This window comes from Lentzea sp. NPDC020367, assembly GCF_044387305.1.
Classification (GTDB): Bacteria; Actinomycetota; Actinomycetes; order Mycobacteriales; family Pseudonocardiaceae; genus Lentzea.
This window is the reverse complement of record NZ_JBIRVV010000003.1, coordinates 818,918-841,286: the sequence shown is the minus strand read 5'-3', so window position 1 is coordinate 841,286 and position 22,369 is coordinate 818,918. Positions and strand designations below refer to the sequence as shown.

The 22,369-nt window shown below is 68.5% G+C and carries 23 protein-coding genes; 9 read left to right on the top strand and 14 right to left on the bottom strand.

Going from position 1 to position 22,369, the window contains the following annotated elements; translation table 11 throughout:
• Window positions 1-127: 127 nt before the first annotated feature.
• On the bottom strand, window positions 128-1,720 hold the full coding sequence (dnaA, locus tag ACH413_RS16425) for a chromosomal replication initiator protein DnaA (protein ID WP_360047532.1): 1,593 nt from the start codon (window positions 1,718-1,720) through the stop codon (window positions 128-130).
• A 349-nt stretch (window positions 1,721-2,069) separates the two neighbouring features.
• On the opposite strand from dnaA, the gene rpmH reads away from it, so the two are divergent.
• From rpmH to ACH413_RS16400, 5 genes are read left to right on the top strand one after another with little or no spacing between them, the layout of a single operon-like run.
• Entirely contained in the window at window positions 2,070-2,213 is a 144-nt protein-coding gene (gene rpmH, locus ACH413_RS16420; protein ID WP_030465619.1) for a 50S ribosomal protein L34, read from the top strand.
• Window positions 2,214-2,239: 26 nt separating this feature from the next.
• Window positions 2,240-2,581: a ribonuclease P protein component gene (gene rnpA, locus ACH413_RS16415; protein ID WP_360047530.1), complete on the top strand. Its 342-nt coding sequence runs from the start codon at window positions 2,240-2,242 to the stop codon at window positions 2,579-2,581.
• Window positions 2,578-2,835, top strand: a complete 258-nt coding sequence (gene yidD, locus ACH413_RS16410) for a membrane protein insertion efficiency factor YidD (protein WP_030465621.1) — start codon at window positions 2,578-2,580, stop codon at window positions 2,833-2,835. Before rnpA ends, yidD begins: the two co-directional genes overlap by 4 nt.
• Before the next feature lie 4 nt (window positions 2,836-2,839).
• A complete protein-coding gene (yidC, locus tag ACH413_RS16405; protein WP_360047528.1) occupies window positions 2,840-3,874 on the top strand; it encodes a membrane protein insertase YidC in 1,035 nt (344 codons plus the stop codon).
• A 30-nt stretch (window positions 3,875-3,904) separates the two neighbouring features.
• On the top strand, window positions 3,905-4,474 hold the full coding sequence (locus ACH413_RS16400) for a R3H domain-containing nucleic acid-binding protein (RefSeq protein WP_360047527.1): 570 nt from the start codon (window positions 3,905-3,907) through the stop codon (window positions 4,472-4,474).
• 855 nt (window positions 4,475-5,329) lie between these two features.
• Here ACH413_RS16400 and ACH413_RS16395 read toward each other — a convergent pair.
• Window positions 5,330-5,767, bottom strand: coding sequence for a hypothetical protein (locus ACH413_RS16395; protein ID WP_360047525.1), 438 nt, complete (start codon window positions 5,765-5,767; stop codon window positions 5,330-5,332).
• 209 nt (window positions 5,768-5,976) lie between these two features.
• Here ACH413_RS16395 and rsmG point away from each other — a divergent pair, with 209 nt between their 5' ends.
• From rsmG to ACH413_RS16380, 3 genes are all read left to right on the top strand, one after another.
• On the top strand, window positions 5,977-6,624 hold the full coding sequence (gene rsmG, locus ACH413_RS16390; protein ID WP_093596184.1) for a 16S rRNA (guanine(527)-N(7))-methyltransferase RsmG: 648 nt from the start codon (window positions 5,977-5,979) through the stop codon (window positions 6,622-6,624).
• A 95-nt stretch (window positions 6,625-6,719) separates the two neighbouring features.
• Complete coding sequence (locus tag ACH413_RS16385) at window positions 6,720-7,595, top strand: ParA family protein (RefSeq protein ID WP_360047578.1); 876 nt, start codon at window positions 6,720-6,722, stop codon at window positions 7,593-7,595.
• Complete coding sequence (locus tag ACH413_RS16380) at window positions 7,592-8,551, top strand: ParB/RepB/Spo0J family partition protein (RefSeq protein WP_360047523.1); 960 nt, start codon at window positions 7,592-7,594, stop codon at window positions 8,549-8,551. The genes ACH413_RS16385 and ACH413_RS16380 overlap by 4 nt, the downstream gene beginning before the upstream one ends.
• A gap of 86 nt (window positions 8,552-8,637) precedes the next feature.
• On the opposite strand, the gene ACH413_RS16375 is transcribed toward ACH413_RS16380, so the two are convergent.
• Genes ACH413_RS16375 through ACH413_RS16365 form a run of 3 tightly spaced genes read right to left on the bottom strand, consistent with a single transcriptional unit; the run spans window position 8,638 to window position 11,287 of the window.
• Entirely contained in the window at window positions 8,638-8,949 is a 312-nt protein-coding gene (locus tag ACH413_RS16375) for a hypothetical protein (protein ID WP_360047521.1), read from the bottom strand.
• A gap of 55 nt (window positions 8,950-9,004) precedes the next feature.
• Window positions 9,005-9,949, bottom strand: coding sequence for a D-alanine--D-alanine ligase (locus tag ACH413_RS16370; RefSeq protein ID WP_319976360.1), 945 nt, complete (start codon window positions 9,947-9,949; stop codon window positions 9,005-9,007).
• Window positions 9,950-9,970: 21 nt separating this feature from the next.
• The gene (locus ACH413_RS16365; RefSeq protein WP_360047519.1) at window positions 9,971-11,287 is read right to left on the bottom strand and encodes a PLP-dependent aminotransferase family protein; all 1,317 of its coding nucleotides are present in this window, start codon (window positions 11,285-11,287) and stop codon (window positions 9,971-9,973) included.
• Between the two features lie 134 nt (window positions 11,288-11,421).
• On the opposite strand from ACH413_RS16365, the gene ACH413_RS16360 reads away from it, so the two are divergent.
• The gene (locus ACH413_RS16360) at window positions 11,422-12,054 is read left to right on the top strand and encodes a GNAT family N-acetyltransferase (protein ID WP_093595118.1); all 633 of its coding nucleotides are present in this window, start codon (window positions 11,422-11,424) and stop codon (window positions 12,052-12,054) included.
• A 70-nt stretch (window positions 12,055-12,124) separates the two neighbouring features.
• Here the strand turns inward: ACH413_RS16360 and ACH413_RS16355 are convergent, their stop codons facing one another.
• From ACH413_RS16355 to ACH413_RS16315, 9 genes are all read right to left on the bottom strand, one after another.
• A complete protein-coding gene (locus ACH413_RS16355; RefSeq protein ID WP_093595121.1) occupies window positions 12,125-13,264 on the bottom strand; it encodes an N-acetylmuramoyl-L-alanine amidase in 1,140 nt (379 codons plus the stop codon).
• 220 nt (window positions 13,265-13,484) lie between these two features.
• Window positions 13,485-13,814, bottom strand: coding sequence for a thioredoxin (gene trxA, locus ACH413_RS16350; protein WP_093595124.1), 330 nt, complete (start codon window positions 13,812-13,814; stop codon window positions 13,485-13,487).
• A gap of 34 nt (window positions 13,815-13,848) precedes the next feature.
• The gene (gene trxB, locus ACH413_RS16345) at window positions 13,849-14,823 is read right to left on the bottom strand and encodes a thioredoxin-disulfide reductase (RefSeq protein ID WP_360047576.1); all 975 of its coding nucleotides are present in this window, start codon (window positions 14,821-14,823) and stop codon (window positions 13,849-13,851) included.
• 83 nt (window positions 14,824-14,906) lie between these two features.
• A complete protein-coding gene (locus ACH413_RS16340; RefSeq protein WP_360047516.1) occupies window positions 14,907-15,647 on the bottom strand; it encodes a hypothetical protein in 741 nt (246 codons plus the stop codon).
• Window positions 15,644-16,261 carry an RNA polymerase sigma factor SigM gene (sigM, locus tag ACH413_RS16335; RefSeq protein ID WP_360047514.1) on the bottom strand — a complete coding sequence of 206 codons (618 nt, stop codon included), beginning with the start codon at window positions 16,259-16,261 and terminating at the stop codon, window positions 15,644-15,646. The genes ACH413_RS16340 and sigM overlap by 4 nt, the downstream gene beginning before the upstream one ends.
• Before the next feature lie 67 nt (window positions 16,262-16,328).
• Window positions 16,329-17,846 carry a protein kinase family protein gene (locus ACH413_RS16330; protein WP_360047513.1) on the bottom strand — a complete coding sequence of 506 codons (1,518 nt, stop codon included), beginning with the start codon at window positions 17,844-17,846 and terminating at the stop codon, window positions 16,329-16,331.
• Between the two features lie 37 nt (window positions 17,847-17,883).
• Window positions 17,884-19,533: a murein biosynthesis integral membrane protein MurJ gene (gene murJ / locus ACH413_RS16325; RefSeq protein WP_360047511.1), complete on the bottom strand. Its 1,650-nt coding sequence runs from the start codon at window positions 19,531-19,533 to the stop codon at window positions 17,884-17,886.
• Entirely contained in the window at window positions 19,530-21,827 is a 2,298-nt protein-coding gene (locus tag ACH413_RS16320; protein WP_360047510.1) for a DUF6049 family protein, read from the bottom strand. Before ACH413_RS16320 ends, murJ begins: the two co-directional genes overlap by 4 nt.
• Entirely contained in the window at window positions 21,824-22,339 is a 516-nt protein-coding gene (locus ACH413_RS16315) for an NUDIX hydrolase (RefSeq protein WP_360047508.1), read from the bottom strand. The genes ACH413_RS16320 and ACH413_RS16315 overlap by 4 nt, the downstream gene beginning before the upstream one ends.
• Window positions 22,340-22,369 lie beyond the last annotated feature (30 nt).

Genomic DNA, 22,369 nt, shown 5'->3' with positions numbered 1-22,369 from the left:
GTTCGCCGTCCCCGGGTGCTGCCGCCGGACTGCGGTCGCGTCCCCGGGTGCTCGGCGGCCGGATCGAGCGCGAACGAAAAAAGGGGCCCTCCGCGGTGGAGGACCCCTTCGTCGGTACCCGGGTGGATCAGGGAGTGTGGCGGGCGCGCTGCTTGATCCGGGACGTGAGCTCCTGGACCTGGTCGTAGATCCGCCGGCGCTCTGCCATCTCCTTGCGGATCTTCTTGTCCGCGTGCATGACCGTCGTGTGGTCGCGGCCGCCGAACGTCTGGCCGATCTTCGGCAGCGACAGGTCCGTCAGTTCGCGGCACAGGTACATGGAGATCTGCCGTGCCTGCGCGAGCGCCTTCGTCTTGCCGGGGCCGCACAGGTCGTCGATCGACACCCCGAAGAACTCGGCGGTGACCGCCATGATCATCGGTGCGGTGATCTCCGGTGCGTGCGAGTCCGGGATCAGGTCGCGCAGGACGATCTCGGCGAGCTGGATGTCGACCGGCTGGCGGTTGAGCGACGCGAACGCCGTGACGCGGATGAGCGCGCCCTCGAGTTCGCGGATGTTGCGTTCTATGCGGGAGGCGATGAACTCCAGCACGTCGGCCGGAGCCGCGAGCCGGTCCTGGGCCGCCTTCTTGCGCAGGATCGCGATCCGGGTCTCCAGCTCGGGCGGCTGGATGTCCGTGATCAGGCCCCACTCGAACCGCGTGCGCAGGCGGTCTTCCAGCGTCTCCAGCCGCTTGGGCGGCCGGTCGCTCGACACCACGATCTGCTTGTTCGTGTTGTGGAGCGTGTTGAACGTGTGGAAGAACTCCTCCTGCGTACCTTCCTTGCCCTCCAGGAACTGGATGTCGTCGACGAGAAGAACGTCGATGTCCCGGTAGCGGCGCTGGAAGGCGACCTTGCGGTCGTCACGCAGCGAGTTGATGAAGTCGTTGGTGAACTCCTCGGTCGACACGTACCGCACGCGCATCCCTGGGAACAGGCGCTGGGCGTAGTGCCCGACGGCGTGCAGCAGGTGCGTCTTGCCGAGGCCGCTCTCGCCCCAGATGAAGAGCGGGTTGTACGCACGGGCCGGCGCTTCGGCCACCGCGACGGCCGCGGCGTGCGCGAACCGGTTCGAGGCGCCGATGACGAACGTGTCGAAGTTGTACTTCTCGTTCAGCCGCGTCTGCGACGGCGACGGGTTCGCGGGCCGCGTGTACGGCAGGTTCGCGTTCGGCGTCGCACCCATCGCGGCGTTGGCCGTGTTGAAGGTGGGCCAGATCTCGGTGACGGCGGCGAGCGCGTCGCCGGCTTCGTCGACCTCTTCTTCCGCGCCGTCGGCGGTCAGACCCGGAACCTCGTCCACGAGGCCGGGCGTGTCGCCGCCGGAAATGCCGGGCATCGGCTGGAGCTGGGGCACCGGCTGCACTGCCTGGACGGGAATCGGTGTGGTCGGCGGACTGACCGGGCTGACCGGTTCAGGAGAGTCGACCTTCACCGCGAGCGACACCGTGCGACCCAGCCTGCGGGACAGCGCGGCGGTGATCGGGTCGCGCAGTGCGCGTTCGATCGCCTCTTTCGCGAAGTCACTCGGGGCTGCGAGCAGTGCCGTTCCGTCCAGCAATCCGATCGGACGAGTGACCCTCATCCACGCGCGCTGCTGAGGGGACAGGTGGCTGGTCGCCAGTTCCTGCACCACCTCGGCCCACACAAGACCAAGATCGACCTGCTGGTTCGACACCTCCGCCGTCCCCTCCCCTCCGCCGGAGCCAAAGACTCCACATGTGGACACGGAGGATAGAGGTATCCACAGAGTTATCCACAACTGTGCACTAAAAGGTGCGTTGTGTTGCCGGTCCGGCGGCGGCTCCCACACCAGCCCCGGCACGCGCGAAGGGAGAACGGTAACAAGGGCGGGGACGGCTCACAAGACGTGGCGAGGGCCACCCCGATTTGGTCGCGGCACCCGGGCATGCGTACCCTCGTACGAGTCTCCCGCTTGCGACGGGCGCCTTTCGCGCGCCTACGTCCACTGTTGTCGGGGACAACCACACAGGCTTTGTCAGCAGTGAAGCACCGGGAGACCGACCGTGAGCAAGGGTAAGCGCACCTTCCAGCCCAACAACCGCCGCCGCGCGAAGACGCACGGCTTCCGGCTGCGCATGCGGACCCGCGCCGGCCGCGCCATTCTGGCCGCGCGCCGCAGCAAGGGCCGTGCCACTCTGTCCGCCTGACCGCGGCTGGTAAGCGCAGCGTCGTCGTGCTCCCACCGGCCGCCCGGCTCACCCGCAGCCAGGACTTCGGCCTGGTGGTCCGCCGAGGCCGCCGCGCCGGACGGCCCCGGTTGGTCGTCCACGTCTTGAAGCCCGACGTGCCCACCTTGGATTCGTCCAAGGTGGGCTTCGTCGTGAGCAAGGCAGTTGGCAACTCGGTGGTCCGCCACCGTGTCTATCGACGTCTGCGTCACGTCGTGCGCCCGGCACTGGAAGAACTGCCGCCGGGAACTCTCGTCGTGGTGCGCGCGTTGGCTCCAGCAGCCGAAGCGTCGAGCTCGGAGCTCGCCGCTGATTTCACTTCCGCCCTGCGCAAGGTGCTGCGATGACCACGTTGCCCGCGAAGGTCGCGCTGCTGCCGGTGCACTTCTACCGGCGGTTCATCTCACCGCTGCTGCCGCCGACCTGTCGCTTCTACCCGAGCTGCAGCGCGTACGCGGTGGAGGCGTTGACCGTCCACGGTGCGCTGCGCGGAACCTGGCTGACCATCCGCCGGTTGCTGCGCTGCGGACCCTGGCACCCTGGAGGCCTGGACCCCGTTCCGCCGAGGCGGCAGGTCCCCGACGTATCCACCGAGGAGTAGCTCCGTGCTCAACTTCATCTACTACCCGGTGTCCTTCATCTTGTGGTGTTGGCACTGGGTGTTCGGCAAAGTCTTCGGTGAGTCGAGCGGCTTCGCCTGGGCCCTGGCCGTCATCTTCCTGGTCTTCACCCTCCGCGCCATCCTCTTCAAGCCGTTCGTCGGCCAGGTGCGCTCCATGCGAAAGATGCAGGAGTTCGCGCCGGAGATGCAGAAGATCAAGAAGAAGTTCCCGAACGACCGCCAGCGCCAGGCGCAGGAGATGCAGAAGCTGCAGTCCGAGCACGGCGTCAACCCGCTCGGCGGCTGCCTGCCCATGCTGGTGCAGATCCCGGTGTTCATCGGTCTGTTCCACGTGCTGCGCTCGTTCAAGCCCGGTTGGGGCGAGGTCTACTTCTTCGACAAGCAGGGCGTCGACTCGTTCGTCAACGCCAAGCTCTTCGGCACGAACCTCTCGACGTTCATCACGATGCCCGCCGACCAGCTGGCCCAGTACGGCACCGAGCGCCTGAACGTCATCCTGCTGTCGGTGCCGCTGATGATCGTGGCGTCCATCGCGACCCACTTCACGGCCCGCCACTCGGTCGCCCGCCAGAACGCGTCCGCGCTGGACAACCCGCAGACGGCGATCATGAACAAGCTGACGCTGTGGGTCTTCCCCCTGGGCGTCCTCGCCGGCGGTTTCTTCTTCCCGGTCGCGATCCTGCTGTACTGGCTGTCCAACAACGCGTGGACCCTCGGCCAGCAGCACTTCGTGTACAAGCGCATCGACTCCGAGGAAGAGGAGAAGAAGGCGACGGTCGTCGAGACCCGCCAGGCCCTCGCCCCGAAGCCGGGCGCCAAGCCGGTGAACCCGAAGAAGCCCGCACCGGGAGCCAAGCCGGCCAACGGAGCCAAGCGCATGCCGACCGCGGGCCCGAGCGGCCCCTCGTCGTCGGCGTCGTCGGAGACAGCCAGCAACGGCAACTCCAACACCGAGATCCCCGGCCTGACCCCAGGCCGATCCACCAGCAAGAAGCCGGGCAGCAAGAAGCGCCGCTGATTTCGGGCGTTGCCCCGGAGAGGAGACATCGTGTCGGAGACCTTGCAGGCGACCGACGACGTGGAGGCGTCGTCTGATGCCGCGGCCTCGGCCGAGTCCGAGGCCGCGGCAGAGCCGCAGTCGCAGAGCAAGACCGAGGACCTGCTCGTCCAGGAAGGCGACATCGCGGGCGACTACCTCGAGCGCCTGCTCGACCTGCTCGACTACGACGGCGACATCGACCTGGACGTGGAAAGCGGCCGGGCCATCGTCAGCATCGACGGAGGCGAAGACCTCGCCAAGCTGGTGGGCCCCCGAGGCAACGTCCTCGAATCACTCCAGGAACTCACCCGCCTCGCCGTGCAGCAGGAAACGGGAGTCCGCTCCCGCCTGATGCTCGACATCGCCCAGTGGCGAGCGGGCCGCCGTGCCGAACTGGCAGAGATGGGCCGCACCACCGCGGAGAAGGTGGCCGCCTCAGGCGAGCGCGCCCGCCTGCACCCGATGACCCCGTTCGAGCGCAAGGTCGTCCACGACGCCGTTGCCGCGGTCGCGGGCGTGCACAGCGAGAGCGAGGGTGAGGAGCCGCAGCGGCGGGTCATCATCTTCACCAAGCCCTGACGGCTCAGCTTCACCAACGGCCCCTGTTCCCGCCGGAACCAGGGGCCGTTTGCTGTCCCGGGCAAGACGGCAGGGAGGAGTTCGCCTAGCGCGGCCACAGGCGGCGGCAGCGAGAACGATTCGAGCGCCCGCCGACACGGGAAGCTCGGCCATCGCGCATGGCATCCGGTGGCGACATGTCGACTCGGCATGATGACGCCAGGGAAGAGCCTCGTGAGCCCTGAGCCGCGCCGCTGCACTTGCTCTCCGCATGGCGAAGCGAAGGCGAAGCCGAGCCGTCCCTCCGCGCGCTCAAGGCAACGGCGAAGCCGAGCCCTCTGCCGCCAACGGCAATGGCGAAGCCGAGGCGTGTGAACCTGGGCCTGCCGGTCAAGCGGTGATGACGCAACCGACCCGGCGATTGGGGCTTGACCTTGAGTGGGCGGGATGCTCCCCTCATGGGCACGGCCGGGCGCTTTTCAGCCCGGCCTTTTCCGGCCGTCAAGCATCCCGCCAGAGGCTCAAGGTCAAGCCCCAATCGCTATCGTCGCGAAGCGGCGATGACCGGCACCGGCTCGGTACTGCCCGCCCGGCCACCCTCGCAAGGCGACCACCCGCCCGCCAGGTGACCGCTCCGCTGGAACGCGACAGGCCAACGCAAGCCGCCCCGCGCGCTGCCCGCCCGGCCACTCTCGCAAGGCGACCACCCGCCCGCCAGATGACCACCTCGCTGGAACGCAACAAGCCAACGCAACCCGACCCGCGCAGCACCCCCGCCCGCACGCGCAAGGCGACCACTAGCCCGGCAGGCGCCCCCAGCCGGAGCGGACCCCCGAGCCAGCCCCCAGCCAGCCCCCCACGTTCCACGTGAAACACCTACCCCCGCGCCGCCCACCACTCAGCCAGCCACTCCCGCTGCGCCGCCGTGTCCGGCACAGGAAACCCCCGAGCCGACGCGATCAACCGCCAAGCCTCCCCCGGCTCAACCCCATCCATCCCCAACAACAACCCAGCCAACAACGACGACCGCCCAATCCCAGCCCAACAGTGGAACACCACATGCGCCCCCCGCTGATACAGCGCATGCAGCGGCGAAACCACAGCGACAGTCGCCCCCACCTCCGGCACCGACCGATCCTCAATCGGGAAGCACACGTACCGCAGTCCCGCGGCAAGAACCACCCGCTCCTCATCCGCCAGATCGCACTCGACCCTCTCGGAGTCGGTCTGAGCCGACACGAGCACGTCGACCCCAAGCCGGCGCAGCTCGCGAATCTTCCCCTCCAGATACACGCCGCCTGCCGGATGACCCATCGTCGAAACGGTGCCCGGACCCGGTCGAGCGACTGTGTAGAGCGTCGGACGCAACTTTCCCCCAAGTTTCACGTGAAACGGCGCTCAGGATTTGGCAGAGCGCACGGTGGATCCGTCATGATGGTGCCCTGGCATTCGCCAGCTTTTCCACCGGCCGCCGGAACGTCGCCGCCGCGTGGTTTCACGTGAAACGCTCACGGACGGAGAACATGGCCGGGGAGTTGCCCGACAACGCGAAGCTCGTTTTCGGCGAGCACGTTGAGCGTGCTGCCGAGTTCGTCAGGCTCCTGGAGGAGCACGGCGTGGAGCGCGGACTTATTGGTCCTCGTGAAGTCGAGAAGATTTGGGATCGGCACGTGCTCAACTCGGCAGTGATCGAGGAGCTGTTCGAACCCAACGAACGTGTCGTTGACGTGGGCTCAGGCGCCGGGCTGCCGGGGGTGCCGCTCGCCATTGCGCGGCCCGACCTGAGGATCACACTTCTTGAGCCGATGGCTCGCCGCATCGCGTGGCTTGAGGAAGTGAAGGAACGGCTCCAGCTCGACAACGTGACGGTCCTCCGCGGGCGCGCGGAGGAAGGACCGATTCGCAAGCAGCTGCTCAACTGCGACGCGGCTACTGCGAGGGCGGTGGCTCCGCTGGAGAAGCTGACGAAGTGGTGCCTCCCGCTCCTCCGGGGTGGTGGGCGGATGGTCGCGCTCAAGGGTGAGCGTGCGCAGGAGGAGTTGGAACGCGACGGCGCGGCGGTGCTCAAAGCTGGGGGCGCCAACGCCAAGGTCGTCGTCGTGGGAGCGGACGTACTTGAGGTGCCTACGACGGTGCTCATCGTGGAGCGCCAGACGCGGAGGGATCGGTGAGCGTGTATCCGGAGTTCCAGGCCGCCGATGTTCCACGTGAAACGAAGCCCTCCAAACCCAAAGCCAAGCCGACCAACAACGGAGATGACAGCGCCGTGGTGTGGACCCCGATTGCAGAAGAGGCGGCTCGTGCGGCAAGCGTGCTGCACCCCGACGAGTCCCTGCTCCCCCGCCCGACTCATCGCCGGGTGATGACCGTCGCCAACCAGAAGGGTGGCGTCGGCAAGACCACGAGCACGGTGAACCTCGCCGCCGCGCTCGCCATTCACGGGCTCAAGACGCTCGTGATCGACCTCGACCCGCAGGGCAACGCCAGCACGGCGCTCTCGGTTGAGCACCGCAGCGGCACGCCGTCCGTCTACGAGGTGCTGATCGGCGAGATCTCCATCGCCGAGGCGGCTCAGGTCAGCCCGACGTCGCCGAACCTGTTCTGCGTGCCCGCGACGATCGACCTCGCCGGCGCCGAGATCGAGCTCGTCTCGATGGTCGCCCGCGAGTCGCGGCTCAAGGAGGCGCTCTCCCCCGAGGCGCTCGACCAGTTGCAGCCCGACTACGTCTTCATCGACTGCCCGCCGAGCCTCGGCCTGCTGACCGTCAACGCGATGGTCGCGGCCCAGGAGGTCCTCATCCCGATCCAGTGCGAGTACTACGCGCTGGAGGGGCTGAGCCAGCTGCTGCGCAACATCGAGCTCGTGCAGCAGCACCTCAACCCCGACCTGTTGATCTCGACGATCCTCCTCACGATGTACGACGGCCGCACGAAGCTCGCGGACCAGGTGACCAGTGAGGTGCGTGGCCACTTCGGCGACGTCGCCCTCAAGACCGTGATTCCGCGCAGCGTGAAGGTCTCCGAGGCACCAGGATTCGGGCAGACGGTGTTGACGTACGACCCGGGCTCGCGCGGGTCGATGAGCTACCTCGACGCTGCCAAGGAGATCGCGATCCGCGGGGCCAAGAAGGAGGGCGCATGACGGAGCAGCGCAAGGGCGGACTCGGGCGCGGCCTGGCCGCACTCATCCCGCAGGGTCCGCCTGCCGGTGCACCCAGCACCATCCGGCCCGCCGTGGCCGGCAACGGAACCAAGACCCAGCAGCCCATCGGCGAGGTCGCGGGAGCGGTGTACCGCGAGATCGCGGTCACCGCGATCCGCACGAACGCCAAGCAGCCGCGCCAGGTGTTCGACCAGGATGCGATCGACGAGCTCTCGTTCTCCATCAAGGAGTTCGGGCTCATGCAGCCGATCGTGGTCCGCGAGCTCACCGCGGACACGTTCGAACTCGTCATGGGCGAGCGCCGGTGGCGTGCCACGCAGCAGGCCGGGCTCAAGACGATCCCGGCCATCGTGCGGCAGACCGCCGACGACGTCATGCTGCGCGACGCGTTGCTGGAGAACATCCACCGCGTCCAGCTCAACCCCCTCGAAGAGGCGTCGGCCTACCAGCAGCTGCTGGAGGAGTTCGGCGTCACGCACGAGGAACTCGCCGACCGCATCGGCCGCAGCCGCCCCGTCGTCACCAACACCATCCGGCTGCTGAAGCTCCCCCTCGCCGTTCAGCGACGGGTCGCGGCGGGCGTGCTGAGCGCCGGGCACGCGCGGGCACTTCTCGGTCTGGACGAGGCGGGAGCGCAGGAAGACCTCGCGGCACGGATCATCGCCGAGGGCATGTCGGTCCGCGCGACCGAAGAAGCGGTCACGATCGCCAAGAACGAGAAGCCGGCGAAACCGAAGCAGGCTCCGCGCAAGCAGCTGCACGCGCCCGGTCTTCAGGAGCTCGCCGAGCGCCTCTCGGACAACTTCGACACCCGCGTGAAGGTCGAACTCGGGCAGCGAAAGGGCCGGATCGTGGTCGAATTCGGGTCAGTTGATGATCTTCAAAGGATCATCGGCATGATGAGCCCAGAAACGACAATTCGGACATCGGAGTAGGCCCACAGGATCACCCACGGGCCTTATGTCACGGTGACGATGACGCCCCGCATCCAATCGGATACGGGGCGTCACCTATTTCTCGATCAGTAGATGCGGACCCGCGTGACCGTCAGACCACCGATCTGGACGATCTGTCCGCTGTCGAGCAGACGACGAACGGTCCGGCCGTCCCTCTCCGTGTACTCGACCCACCCGAAGTTGTCGCCGGGCTCGACGCTCGACGAACGCGGGAGCGTGACCCCGAGTTCGCCGATCTCGCCGTAGCAGCTCGCCCGCTGCGCGCCGGACCCGTCCACCCAGTTGATCTTCACGACGTCACCCGTCGAGCACGAGACCTGGTCGGTCGCGAACGCCGGAGCGGTGACGCAGAAGGTCGTCGCCAAGATTTTCGGCACAAACAAAAAGTGCGGCACCGAGAGGCTCGGCGCCGCACTCAGAACCGGGACGAACTCAGCGAGCGACAGCCCGCTCGATCAACCCGGCGTAGATCTCACCCAACGACTCCCCTGCCGCCTCGACCGCCATCGGCAGCAGCGACGTCTCGGTCAGCCCCGGCGACACGTTCACTTCGAGGAAGTAGACGGTCCCGTCCTCCGCCACGATGGCGTCGGTCCGCGACACGTCCCGCAACCCGAGCAGCCGGTGCGCCGCGACCGCGAGCTCCCCGACCGACTTCGCGGCGGCCGCGTCCAACCGAGCCGGCGCGTGGAAGTCCGTCAGGCCCGCGGTGTACCGAGCCGTGTAGTCGTAGACCCCGGTCTCCGGAACGATCTCGACGGCCGGCAGCGCGTACGGGCCGTCCGGACCGTCGACGACCGCCACCGCCACCTCCACGCCGGAGATGAACTGCTCGGCCAGGACGGTGTCGCCGTACGCCAGGCACCCGACCATCGCGGGCGGCAGTTCGGCGGCGTCCCTGACGACCTGAGCGCCCAGTGCCGACCCACCCTGGTCCGGCTTCAGCATCAACGGCAGCCCCAGCGTCGAGACCATCGCGTCGAGCACCGGCTTGGCACCCAGCTCCCGGAACGTCGCGTGCGGCAGCACGATCCACTCCGGCGTCGTCAGCCCGGCGCGGGCGAGCTCGGCCTTCGCGGTCGGCTTGTCCCACGCGCGCCGGCACGCCCGCGAGTCCGTGCCCACGTACGGGACGCCGAACATCTCGAGGATCGCCTGCACCGACCCGTTCTCGCCCTCACCGCCGTGCAGGGCGACGACGACGGCGTCCGGGCGGTGGTCCCGCAGCCGCGTCAACAGAGACGCGTCGGCGTCCCACTCCTCCACCGTCACGCCCGCCGACCGCAGGGCAGCCGACAGACGGCGGCCGGAGCGGATCGAGACCTCGCGTTCGTGGGAGAGCCCACCGGACAGCACAGCGACCATGCGGTCAGCCACAGCACAACTCCAAAGTAAAGATCAGGCGGTGTCAGGCGAGGGGGTCTGCGGACCGGACAGCTGACGGCCCGGTGTCGCCCCGAAGGTCGCGGCCAGCTGCATCTCGTCCTCGATGACGTTCGCCAGGCGGCGGACGCCCTCACGGATGCGCTCCGGCGTCGGGTAGCAGTACGAGATCCGCAGCTGCCGGGAGCCGAAGCCGTCCGCGTAGAAACCGGTGCCGGACGCGTAGGCCACACGGGCCGTCACGGCGCGGGGCAGCATCGCCTTCGTGTCGATGCCCTCTGGCACCGTCACCCAGACGTAGAAGCCGCCATCCGGAATGTTCCACGTGGAACCTTGCGGCATGTGCTGCTCGAGAGCCGAGATCGCGGCGTCCCGGCGTTCCCGGTACGCCTCTCGGTACGTCTTGATCTGCCCCTTCCAGTCCTGCGTCGACAGGTACCGGGACACGATCATCTGGTTCAGGGTCGGCGGGCACAGGGTGGCCGACTCGGCCGCCAGCACCAGCTTCTCGCGGACGGCGTGCGGCGCCAGCACCCAGCCGACCCGCAGTCCGGCGGCGAACGTCTTCGAGAACGACCCGAGGTACACCACGTTGTCCGGGTCGAGAGACCGCAGCGCCGGGTACGTCTGGCCGTCGAACCCGAGCAGCCCGTATGGGTTGTCCTCCACGACCAGCACGCCGTAGGTGCGGCAGATCTCCAGGATCTCTGCCCGCCGCGACACCGCCAGCGTCACGCCGGCCGGATTGTGGAAGTTCGGGATCGTGTACAGGAACTTGACCCGCTGCCCCGCGCGCTTGCAGGCCTCGAGGGCCTCACGCAGCAACGACGGCACGAGCCCGTCCGCGTCCATCGCCACGTGCACGACCTGAGCCTGGTACGCCGTGAACGAGCCGAGAGCGCCCACGTAGGAGGGTCCCTCCGCGATCACCACGTCACCGGGGTCGCAGAAGATCCGGGTGACCATGTCGAGGCCCATCTGCGAGCCGACGGTCACCACCACGTCGTCCGGGTGGCCGTTGATGCCCTCCAGCGCCATGACGTCGCAGATCTGTTCGCGCAGCAACGGGACGCCGTGCGCCGAGCCGTACTGCAGCGCCACCAGCCCGTCGGTGGCCACCAGCTGACCGATCTCCGCGGACAGCGACTCCAGCGGCAGCGCGGCCAGGTGCGGCATGCCGCCGGCCAGCGAGACGACCTCCGGACGGGACGCCACTGCGAAGAGTGCCCGGATCTCCGATGCCGTCATCCCTGCCGTGCGCGCTGCGTAGCGGCGGAGGTGGGGGTCAAGGCTTCTGGGGCCCTGCTTCGCGGGCTGTCCGGGCACAGTCATGTGGGACTCCTGTATAGGAAATGTCCCGAGCGAGTGTAACCGTCGTCCCGTTCAGGGCACGCGCCTTCCGGGTTCCGTCACATTCGCCTACCCTCGTATGGGTTCACTGTGTGTGTTAACGGGTGGAGGTTGGGGTGTCCCGTCGCGTCGTGGGCGTCACGCTGGACAACCTGGAGCATCTCTCCAAGCACAGCAGGACGTGCGTTTTCTGGGAGCTGGCTCCTCACCTGCGAGAACAGGCTGAGGAATACGGCGACACCGAGTTCGAGAAGGAAGCCTGGGTCTCCAGCGTCCTGCTCGAGTGGGGTTCGTGCGGTCGCATGATCTACTGCGACGGCATCCCCGCTGGTTCGGTCTTCTACGCACCACCGGCCGCCGTTCCGCGCAGCGCCGCCTTCCCCACCTCTCCGGTGAGCCCGGACGCCGTCCTCATGACGTCGCTGGACGTTCTCCCGGAGTTCCGAGGGGGAGGACTCGCGCGCGTGCTCGTGCAGGCCGTGGCGAAGGATCTGACGCGTCGTGGCGTGAAGGCCATCGAGGCGTTCGGCGACATGCGCCCGGACGACGAAGAGTCGAGTTGCGTCACGCCCGCCGAGTTCCTCACGAGCGTGGGCTTCAAGACCGTGCGCCCGCACCCGCGCTGGCCGCGGTTGCGCCTGGAACTGCGCAGCGCCATCACGTGGAAGGAAGACGTCGAGGCAGCTCTCGAACGGCTTCTCAACAGCGTCACCGTCTCCACCGCGGAACCGAGCTTCCGCCCGGTCTGAGACAGCGAAAAAGGCCCCCTCGCCGACAGCGAGGGGGCCTTTTTCGTCAGTCAGTGCGGTGAACCGGAGATCAGCCCTTGGCCATCTCGTAGCGCAGCAGGTCGTTGAACGTGAACGTGCCCGTCGGCTGGTCGTCCTTGCCGAGCAGGTAGAGCCGCTTCACGGCCACGAGGATGCCCTCGGCCACGATGTCGCGGAAACCGGGCGTCGCCAGCCGGGCGCGGTCCTCGGTGTTCGTCAGGTAGCCCACCTCGACGCGGACGGCCGTGCAGCGGGTGAGCCGCAGCAGGTCCCACGTCTTCGGGTGCGAACCGCAGTTCGACATCGACGTGCGGGCGGTGACCTCGCGCTGGATGAACCCCGCGAGCGCCTCACCGACCGTGGACGACGCGCCGTTGCCCGTGCCGTAGTGGAACGTCGACACGCCCTGCGCGTTCGGCGACGAGTTGCCGTCGCTGTGCAGCGACAGGATCAGGTCGGCGCCCGCCTCGTTCGCGAACCTGGCGCGCTCCGCCTCGTCCGGGCAGTTGTCCGGACCGCGCGTGAGCAACGCCTCCATGCCGGTGGCGGCCATCTTGCCTTCGAGACGGCGGGCCAGGTCCAGCATCAGCTCGGCCTCGGACAGCCCGTCCACGACCACGCCGCGGTCCTGGCCGCCGTGACCGGGGTCGATGACGATGCGCTTGCCGGACAGCCGCGAGCCGGCGCCGCGGAGCTTCTCCTGCTCACGCAGCAGCTGCGGACGGCCGCCGCGGACCTTCGGCTGGAGCTGGCGCAACGCGCGCACGGTGTCCGGGCCGCACATGCCGTCGACGATCAGGCCGTAGTCGCGCTGGAAGTTCTTCAGCGCCTGTTCGGTCTGCTGGCCGAACACGCCGTTGGCGCGACCGGCGTCGTACCCGAGCTCCAGCATGCGTTCCTGCAGTGCGAGCACGTCGTCACCGGTCGTCGGCTGCGACATCAGGAACGCGAGCGGCCGGTCCCCCAACCGGAACGTCGCGTCACGCAGCGAGCGGTAGGTCGCCGGGCCGACGATGCCATCGATGATCAGCCCCCGCTGCTGCTGGAACGCGCGCACGGCGTGCTCGACCTGCTGGTCGAACACCGGCGGCGCCTGTGGGTCGGCCGGCGGAAGCAGTCCGAGCCTGGTCAGGGTCGACCGGATCTCGGCAACATCACTTCCGACGTCCCCGCGGCGGAGCAGCTGCATGCACCCTCGCTCGACTATGGCGCCGAACCTGGTCGGCGCGTCAGTTGGGAAGTCCTCATTGTGCCCTGCCGCGCTGAGTGATCGATGCAGGGCTACTCACAGTCGTACCGGGATCACCGTCCCGGCACCAAAACGAACGTGACCCGCTCGTCTTATCGATAGACGGGCGGGTCACGTTGCGCGTTGCAAAGAACTTCTCAGCTCCGTGCAACTTTCTGGCTCAGGCCAGGACGTCCTGCAGGTCCTTCAGCAGCGCGGCCTTGGGCTTCGCGCCGACGATCTGCTTCACCGGACGGCCGCCCTGGAACAGGATCAGCGTCGGCACGGACATGATCTGGTAGTCGCGGGCGATCGACGGGTTGGCGTCGATGTCGACCTTGGCGACGGTGATCTTCTCGCCGTGCTCGGCCGCGATCTCCTCCAGCACCGGCGCAACCATCTTGCACGGGCCGCACCAGGTCGCCCAGAAGTCGACCAGCACGGGCTTCTCGCTGGTCAGAACGTCGTCCGCGAACGACTTGTCGGTCACCGTGACGGTGGCGCCTGCCATGTTGATCTCCCTAGAACTTTCTCGCAGCAGTGGGTCAGTTGCTCTTGCCGTAGCCGCCACCGACGGCCTCGGCGGCGATCTCGGCGTGCTCGTTGCCGTGCTCGGCGAGCCACCGTTCCGCGTCGATCGCAGCGCTGCAACCGGAGCCGGCGGCGGTGATCGCCTGGCGGTATTCGTGGTCCACGAGGTCGCCGGCGGCGAACACGCCGTCCAGGTTCGTGTAGGAGGACTTGTCCCTGGTCAGGACGTAACCCTCCTCGTCGAGGTCGACCTGGCCCTTGACCAGCGCCGAGCGCGGGTCGTGGCCGATCGCGAGGAAGAAGCCGGTGACGGGCATCTCGGACTCGGCGCCGGTCTGGGTGTCCTTGACCTTGATCGAGGACACGGTGCCGTCACCCAGAACGTCGGTGACCTGCGTGTTCAGCTGCCACTTGATCTTCTCATTGGCACGGGCGCGCTCCAGCATGACCTTCGAGGCGCGGAACTCCTCGCGGCGGTGGATGACCGTCACGGACTTGGCGAAGCGCGTGAGGAACGTCGCCTCCTCCATGGCCGTGTCGCCGCCGCCGACCACCGCGATGTCGTGGTCGCGGAAGAAGAAGCCGTCGCACGTCGCACAGGCGGACACACCGCGGCCGAGCAGCTCCTGCTCGCCGGGGATGTTCAGGTAACGGGCAGCGGCACCCATCGCGAGGATGACGGCCCTGGCCTCGTACTCGACGCCGTTCGCGACGACCTTCTTGATCTCACCGGTCAGCTCGACCGACTCGACGTCCTCGGCGCGCAGTTCGGCACCGAAGCGGATGGCCTGCTCGCGCATCTGCTCCATGAGCTCGGGGCCCATGATGCCGTCGCGGAAGCCGGGGTAGTTCTCGACCTCGGTCGTCGTCATGAGGGCGCCGCCGTACTGCGAACCCTCGAAGACCAGGGGCTCCAGCTGCGCGCGTGCCGCGTAGACCGCCGCGGTGTAGCCCGCCGGTCCCGATCCAATGATGATCACGTTGCGCACGCTCACGGCTCTGCAACTCCTCGATCTCGTCGTCTGACTGGCTCAACGGATCGTAGGTGCAGCTAATTCCGTGACTTGAGCGACTACCTCTGGCCCACTGTCGTGTCGGCGAGAACGCCCTCGGGCTTGTCCGGTCCGCAGGTCGCCGGGTCCAGCACGACCAGCCGGTACTTCCCGATACCGGCGGGCAGGATCGCCATCACGGCGTCCTTGCCCTCCAGGTTGACCGGGCTGATGCCGAGGGGGTTGCCCGAACTGGTGATGCCGCCGCCCTGCAGGCAGCCTGCCAGCCGGTCGGGGGTCTCCAGCGGTCCGTAGTTCTGCGCCTTGAGCACTTCGCCGACCGCGGAGCCCAGTTCGGCCTTCGTCAGCGACTGCAGGGCGCCCGAGCTCGGCTTGGACGTCGCCTGCGGAGGCTGCGCGCTGTCGTTCGTGGGGGTCTGCGAGCCCGGCGACACGGCCAGCACGATGCCGAACGCCGCGGCGGCGGCCACCAGCACGCCACCGCCGAGGCCCAGCCTGCGGTTGCGGCGCTTGCGGGCGTCGTTGAGGGACACGACCGGCGCGATGCCGGGACGGGCCTCCGCGGCCAGTGCGGCGTCGATCCGCGCGGCCACGTGGTCGGGCATCGCGATGGGCGGCAAGGACTGCAGGTCCATCAGCGTCGCGTCCAGCGCCTGCAGGATCTCCCTGGCCTCCGCGTCCGCCTCGACCCTCGGACGCAGCTGTGCGGCGACCTCAGGGGGCAGCACGCCCGCGTGCAGGTCCGCGATGAGGTCAACAGACCACGGCGGACCCATCGGCACGCGCTCCATGCCGGTCATCGGCCCTCCCACTGACGTTGCTCTTGCACATTCACACCGTCAGCTGGGACGTTCGCATCTGCGATTCGGTTCCTGAGGTGCCCGAGAACTTTGGCCAGCTTGGCGCGACCTCGCGCACACCGGCTCTTGACCGTGCCCTCCGCGATGCCGAGGATCTTCGCCGTCTCGGCGACGGAATACCCCTCGACGTCGACCAGCACGATGGGCGCCCGCTGCTCTTCCGGCAGCTCCATCAACGCCTGCTGCACCATCAGGCTGGTCTCGCGGTCGCTCATCGCGTCACGGGGAGCGACGGGCTCGCCAGGACCAGCCTCGGGCAACGGCACTGTCGGTCTGGTTTGTCGCCGTCTCATCCGGTCGAGGCACGCGTTCACCACGATCCGGTGAAGCCAGGTGGTGACCTGTGACTCCGCGCGGAACGAGGACGCCGCCCGGAAGGCCGAGATGAACGCCTCCTGGAGCGCGTCCGCCGCCTCTTCCGGGTCACGCAGCGTGCGCAACGCCACCGCCCACATCCGGTCGCGGTGCCGTTTCACCAGCTCCGAGAACGCATACGGGTCACCTGCGGCGTGGGCCGAGATGAGATCGGCGTCCGAGCTGGCTGCGGCGGTCACGGGACGCACTTTAGCGAGGGTGATCACAGATCACCCGGACAGGTCTACTCAGCGTGCCCGCGTAGTTCTACTGGGCGCGGGTGTAGAGGACCTCGCGGATCTCCGACTGGTTCTTGCCGCCGCCGGAGTTCGTCAGCTGCGTGATCCAGATCAGGACGTGACCGGTCGGTTCGTGGTCGTTGAGCTGGATCTGCGTCTGCCCGTCGGACAGGTCCGCGACGCCGATGACCTTGGTCTCCTCGATCGGCGAGTCCAGCGCGGACGCCACCCGGATCTCGACCTTCGTGCCCTTGCTGGGCGAGGTGATCGTGACCGAGGCCAGCTTCACCGGCTCCGCGAACGACGCCATCAGCCCGATGCCGGGCTTGAGCGTCGGGAACGGCTGGAAGTAGTTGTCGGTCCGCCAGAACGTGCCCGCGTTGTTGTCGACCGCCCGGCTCGCCTGGTTCGCGTTGTCGGGCTGGTTCGTGACGTCGTAGACGCCGATCTGGCCCGGCTGCACCGGTCCGGCCGGCGCGGGAGGAGGCGCGGTCTGGCCGTTCGACCCCGGCTGGTTGATCACCACGGTCGGGCCGCCGCCCTTGGACGGCTCGTCGCTGAAGAATCCGACGATCTGCACGCTCAGCCACACGATCACGGTCAGCGTCGCCACGGCGAGCACGCCGACGCTGATCCACAGCTTCTTCTTCTGCTGCTTGTCCTGCCGCGGCCGCTGAGTCGTCCACACGACCTGGTCGTCGTCATCGCGCGACGCCGACACGGCGGGGATCAGCGAGGTCTGGGCTTCCTCGGCCGCGATCTGGTCGAGGACCTGGAGGATCGCCGCGGACGTGCGGATGCCGCCGACCGACGTGTCCTCCAGCGACCGCACCGCGACGGACGACAGGTCGTGCGGCAGGTACGGGTGCAACGCGTTCGGTGCGACCACGGACCCGTCGGGCCCGGTCGGTGCGACCGGCACGCCCTGAGGGCCGCCCGGCAGCGCCCACCGGCCGGTGAGCAGCAGGTACAGGATCGCGCCGAGGCCCTTGACGTCGTCGCGCGCGATCGCGTCCGGCCGAGGACCGGGGAACGCGAGGCGCAGGCGGCCGTCCGAGGTGACCCGGATGCGCTGCGGGTGGTCGGCGCCCAGCACGAGACCGGCGTGGTGCGCGCCCTCGATGGCGGCGCCGAGCGGTTCGAGCAGACGGGTCGCGGCGCCCGCCGGCAGCGGGCCCTCCGCGATGAGGTCCATCAGGTCGGTGCCCTGGGTCCACTCGGCGATGACGATGCCGAGGATGCCCTCGTCTCCCCGGATGCCGGTGCCGGGCGTCAACACGTCGATCACCCGCGAAACGCCCGGATGTGTGAACGACGCCGCGTGCATCGCGCGTTCGACCGTACGGCGGGCACGGGCTGCCGCCTCGTTGTCCGCCAGATCGCCCAGCAGCACCGTCAGCGCGACGTCCCGGTTGAGCTGACCGTCCCGCGCGCGCCACAGCTCCGCGTTGGACCTGGCGTCGGCGCCGGATTTCGCGAGCAGCCGGTAGCGGCCATTGCCGATGACGCCGCCGGGAACCAGCGCGGCGTGAACTCCGCTACTCACGGAGACGAGGGTACGGGACGGCGCTCACGGACTGGAGTCACCTTCGCCGCACCAAACGGTTGATCTTGTCGATCGCCGGCTTCATCTCGGGTACCCGGAACGCGGCCAAAAGGCCGAACGCGAGCGGCAGACCGATCAACGTCACCACGACGAGCTCCACCCAGCTCGACACGTACACGTTGGAGATCGAGAACAGGTTCTGGACCAGCCAGTTCACGCCCGCGGCGACACCGAAGGCGAGCGAGGAGGCGACGACCGTGAGACAGACCGTCCAGATGGTGAAACCAGTGCGCAACCGGCCGAGCCGGACCCGCAGCCACACCTGGCCGACGATCGCGCCGAAGACGAAGCTCAGCGACATCGCGAGCGACACACCGACGGCGAGCTGGTCGGCGTTGCCCGGCGTCGAGATGCCGAGGAACAGGTAGAGCAGCCCGATGCGCACCGCCACGATCAACGCCTGGATGAGCGTCGGCGTGCGGGCGTCCTTCATCGCGTAGAAGACCCGCAGCTGCAGCAACGTGATCGCGTAGGGCACGAGGCCGAACGCCGACAGCGCCAGCGCGAGACCGATCCTCGTACCGCCCTGGATGCCCGAGGCGCCCAGGGCGAAGATGCCGAGACCGACGGCCAGGCCGGACACCGTCAGCAGCGCGCTGAACGGCATCAGCAGGATCGCCGACATGCGGTTGCCGAACAGCAGGTCCCGCACGATCGACTCGTTGTCGTTGTTCGCAGCCGCCCGGCTCATCTTCGGCATCAACGCGGTCAGCAGCGAAACACCCAGCACGCCGTAGGGCACCTGCGCGATCAGCCACTGGTAGTTGAACGCCGTCAGCGCGCCCTGGGCGCTCGTCGCCACGTTCGTCAGCACGGTCATGCTGGCGAGGCCCAGGCCGACGTAGATCAGCACCCAGAACGCGAGGCTGCCGAACTCCGACAGCCGCGAGTCCCAGCCGAGCCGCCACTTGAACCGGAAGCCCGTCTTCTTCAGTGCCGGGAACAGCACGAACGCCTGCACCGCCACACCGAGCGCGGTGCCGAGACCGAGGACCAGCAGGTGCAGGTCGGTCATGCGGACCGGGTTGAGCGTGATGTCGCCCGGCAGCAGCGCGTAGACGCCCAGCACGAGGATCACGACGACGTTGTTCAGCACCGGCGCCCACGTGGGGATGCCGAACACGTGCCGTGCGTTGAGCACGGCGCTGAGCAGCGCCGTCAGTCCGTAGAACACGATGCCCGGCAGCACCAGGTACGCGAACGCGGTGACCAGCGCGGGGTTCGCCTTGTCCGAGTCCGAGATGTAGAGGTCCGTGAGCAACGGCGCGCAGGCCATCGCGATGACGGTGCCGATGCCGAGGATCAGCGTGCCCATGCTGATCAGCCACTGGGCGTACGACTCACCGCCGTCGCCGTCCTCCTTCTCGGCCCTGACCAGCAGCGGGATCGCCACGCTGGTCAGGATGCCGCCGAGGAGCAGCTCGTTGATCATCGTCGGCAGCGTGGAGGCCGCCTGGTACGAGTCGCCGAGGACCTCGGCGCCGATCACCGCGATGAGCAGCACCTTCGACAGCAGGCCGGTGCCTCGGCTGACGATCGTCGCGATCGCCATCGAGCCGCTCGCCTTGGCGACCGACGGTGCTTGCTTCTGCTGCTCTGGCTGGGTGGTCGTGGCTGTCTCGCTCACGCGCTCGACTTCTCCGGTGTGACGTTCTCGATGGACGGGGCGTCGCCGTTCTCGCCGTTGCGAGCGCGGACCCTCTTGTAGATCCGGCGCCCGGAAAGCAGGACGAGCGCGATGCCCGCGATCACGGTGATGATCACCGTGATGGTGCCGTACGCGGACGACGACACCTCCAGCTTGACAGTGTCACCGAGCGGGACGCCCTCGGGAGTGGTCAGGCGCACGCTGACCGGGAACCGGCCGGAGCGCAGCACCTCGACCGGAACCCGCACGACTCGTTCGCCGCGGGCGGGAAGCACCTGGTCGGCGAGGTCGAGCTTGCGGATGCCCGGGGTGTCGGCGAGGTTGATCCGAACCGTCACGCGGACGTCGAGCTTGTTCGTGATCGTGATCGGGATCGGGCTGTCGCCGGAACCGAGCAGGATCGGGCTGTTCGGCTGGGTCACGCCGACCATGCCGGTCAGCGCGTTCAGCTCGCCCTGGCTGACCTCGGCCGCGGAACGGGCGCCCTGCTCGTTGCCCCGCCACGCGCCGGACATGGCCCGCAGCAGCCCGAGCCACAGCGGGTCGGCCAGGTCGGCGGGCGAGGCGTGCTCGCTGTCCTCCTGCTGCATGGCCGCGACCAGGCCGTTGAGCTCGACGCTCTGGCTCGTCACGGAGCTGGAGATGATCTCCGAGATCTCCCGCGCACCGGCCTCCGGCGGGTAGGCGATCTTGGCGTTCGTCACCGACGGCGTGGCCCTGGTGAGCTCCTCGAGCCCGGTCTGGGCCGCGTAACCTCCGGTCAGCAGCTTCTGGGCGGTGGCGAGGAACTCGTTCATCTCCGAGAGCGGCGCGTGCCAGCGACGCGGTGGCGCGATCAGCACGTTGCGTCCGTCGCCCTGCCAGCCGGCGCGGAACACCAGCACCGCCAGCGCGTTCTGCACGGACACCGGCTGGCTCTCGAACGGCGCGGTGACGCCGGACAGCGTGCGGGGCCGGGACTCACTGCCCTGCAGCGCGTCCGAGACCATCGAGTCGATCTTGACCGCGGTCACCGGGTTCTTGCCGCCGACACCGACGGGCTCGGTGCCCGGCGCGTCGGCGAGTCCGGTCGGGTCGAGCAGCATGGACTTCGCGCCGGGGTAGCGCTTGTCCGGCTGCGGCGTGACCAGCTCGTCGAACGTCGACTGGTCGAGCACGCCGTCCTCCGGCCACACCAGGTCGGGCAGCGGCTGCACGGACAGGACGTCCTGGATGAGCTTGGGGCCGTCGGTCACCGCGAGCGTGCGCATGGTGCCGAGCTTCGCCCTGTTCAACGCCACGAGGTCGGCGTCGGCGTACGGCAGCGCGACGACGCAACGGCCGGTGACGGCGAGCTTGAGCCGGTCGAGCCACAGCTCGGCCTCGGCCTGGCCCTTGCCCTCCGACCCGCCACGCACCCGGTAGCCGTTGCCCATGGCCTGCACGGTCCGCAGCAGGTCGGGGTCGATGGCCAGGCACATGGCCGTGCTCATCGACGGAATCGCCTGTTCGTAGGCCTGCAACAGGCCGTAGAGCCGGCCGTTGACCGACAGCGACGTCGCGAGCTCGTCGTCGATCAGCTCGGAGTCGCCCTCGCCGCCGAGCCTGACCAGCCGCGGGCGGTCCGCGATCGGCCACAGCACCGTCAGCTTCGCGGGCACACCCGGCTTGCCCTTGGTCTCGCCGCCGGGGACGCCGAGCACGGGCAGCAGCGTCGACAGCGCCGCGAGACGTGCCTGGCCGCCGTAGTCGGGCCTGCCGTTGACGTTGGCGAGGATCGGGTAGATGCCGGGCTGCTCGATTTCCAGCGAGGTCGGCTCGGTACCGCGCAGCGGCACCTCCAGCGTGAAGTCCTTCTGCTGGCCGGACTCGAGCTCGCCGGCGACAGGGGTGAACTTGGGCTGCACGGCCTCGGCAGCCGCGGGCTCCCGCAACGCCTTGCGCAGGTCGTCCTCGGTGCCGAGCGGCTCGCCGCGCTCCAGGCGCAGCACGATGTCGGACACCTTGCGGTCGCCGACGTTGACGATCCTGCCGGTGATCTTGACGGTCGCCGGGGAGTCGCTCGTGACGAAGCGAGGGGTGAGCTGGTCGATGTCGAGCCGCAGGAACTGCTGCTGGGCTTGCCCCGGCTGGGCGGAGAGCGATCTGGTCGCCCACACCTGGGTGGCGGGAGCGGGCATGAAGGGCAACGCGTCGATCTCGTCTGGCTGCGCCTGCTGCGCGCCGGCGGGCGGCGCTGTGATCACCACGAACGCGGCGACAGCGGCTGTGCAGACGAGCTTCCTCAGGCTCACGCCGTCTCCGCCCCGTTGCGGCAGCGGTCGGCGAGCAGTTCGGCGGCTCGGCGGACCAGACGGCGCTCATCGGCATACGCGAGTCGCTCGTCCAGCTCGCCGAGGGGCACCCACGCCACCTCGGTGACCTCCACGTCTTCGTCGGAAAGCTCTCCCCCCGTCGCTTCGAGGAGGAAGTGGTGAACCGTCTTGTGCACCCGGCGGTCGTCAGCGACGAACCAGTAGTCGATCGACCCCAACGGGCGCAGCACCCTGCTATGAATACCGGTCTCCTCGGCGACCTCGCGCACCGCGGTCTGTTCCGCGGTCTCGCCGGCCTCGATGTGACCCTTGGGCAAAGACCACAGCAACCGGCCTCGCCGGTCAAGTCTGCCGATCACCGCGGCCCGTTGCTCGGAGTCGAGCACCAGGCCACCCGCCGACGTCTCGTCGACGGTCTTGAGCCTCCTGCCCCGGCGCCTCTTCCGGCGCCCCGGTTTGGGGCTCCCGGAACGTGCGGCTGACGAGGGCATACGGCCGATCGTACTTACGAACCTTGAGTA

Coding starts and splice junctions, on each gene's coding strand:
- yidD (WP_030465621.1), top strand. CDS start 2,578: ATGACCACGTTGCCCGCGAAGGTCGCGCTGCTGCCGGTGCACTTCTAC.
- ACH413_RS16395 (WP_360047525.1), bottom strand. CDS start 5,767: ATGGGTCATCCGGCAGGCGGCGTGTATCTGGAGGGGAAGATTCGCGAG.
- rsmG (WP_093596184.1), top strand. CDS start 5,977: ATGGCCGGGGAGTTGCCCGACAACGCGAAGCTCGTTTTCGGCGAGCAC.
- ACH413_RS16380 (WP_360047523.1), top strand. CDS start 7,592: ATGACGGAGCAGCGCAAGGGCGGACTCGGGCGCGGCCTGGCCGCACTC.
- ACH413_RS16365 (WP_360047519.1), bottom strand. CDS start 11,287: ATGACTGTGCCCGGACAGCCCGCGAAGCAGGGCCCCAGAAGCCTTGAC.
- ACH413_RS16355 (WP_093595121.1), bottom strand. CDS start 13,264: ATGCAGCTGCTCCGCCGCGGGGACGTCGGAAGTGATGTTGCCGAGATC.
- trxA (WP_093595124.1), bottom strand. CDS start 13,814: ATGGCAGGCGCCACCGTCACGGTGACCGACAAGTCGTTCGCGGACGAC.
- ACH413_RS16340 (WP_360047516.1), bottom strand. CDS start 15,647: ATGACCGGCATGGAGCGCGTGCCGATGGGTCCGCCGTGGTCTGTTGAC.
- ACH413_RS16315 (WP_360047508.1), bottom strand. CDS start 22,339: ATGCCCTCGTCAGCCGCACGTTCCGGGAGCCCCAAACCGGGGCGCCGG.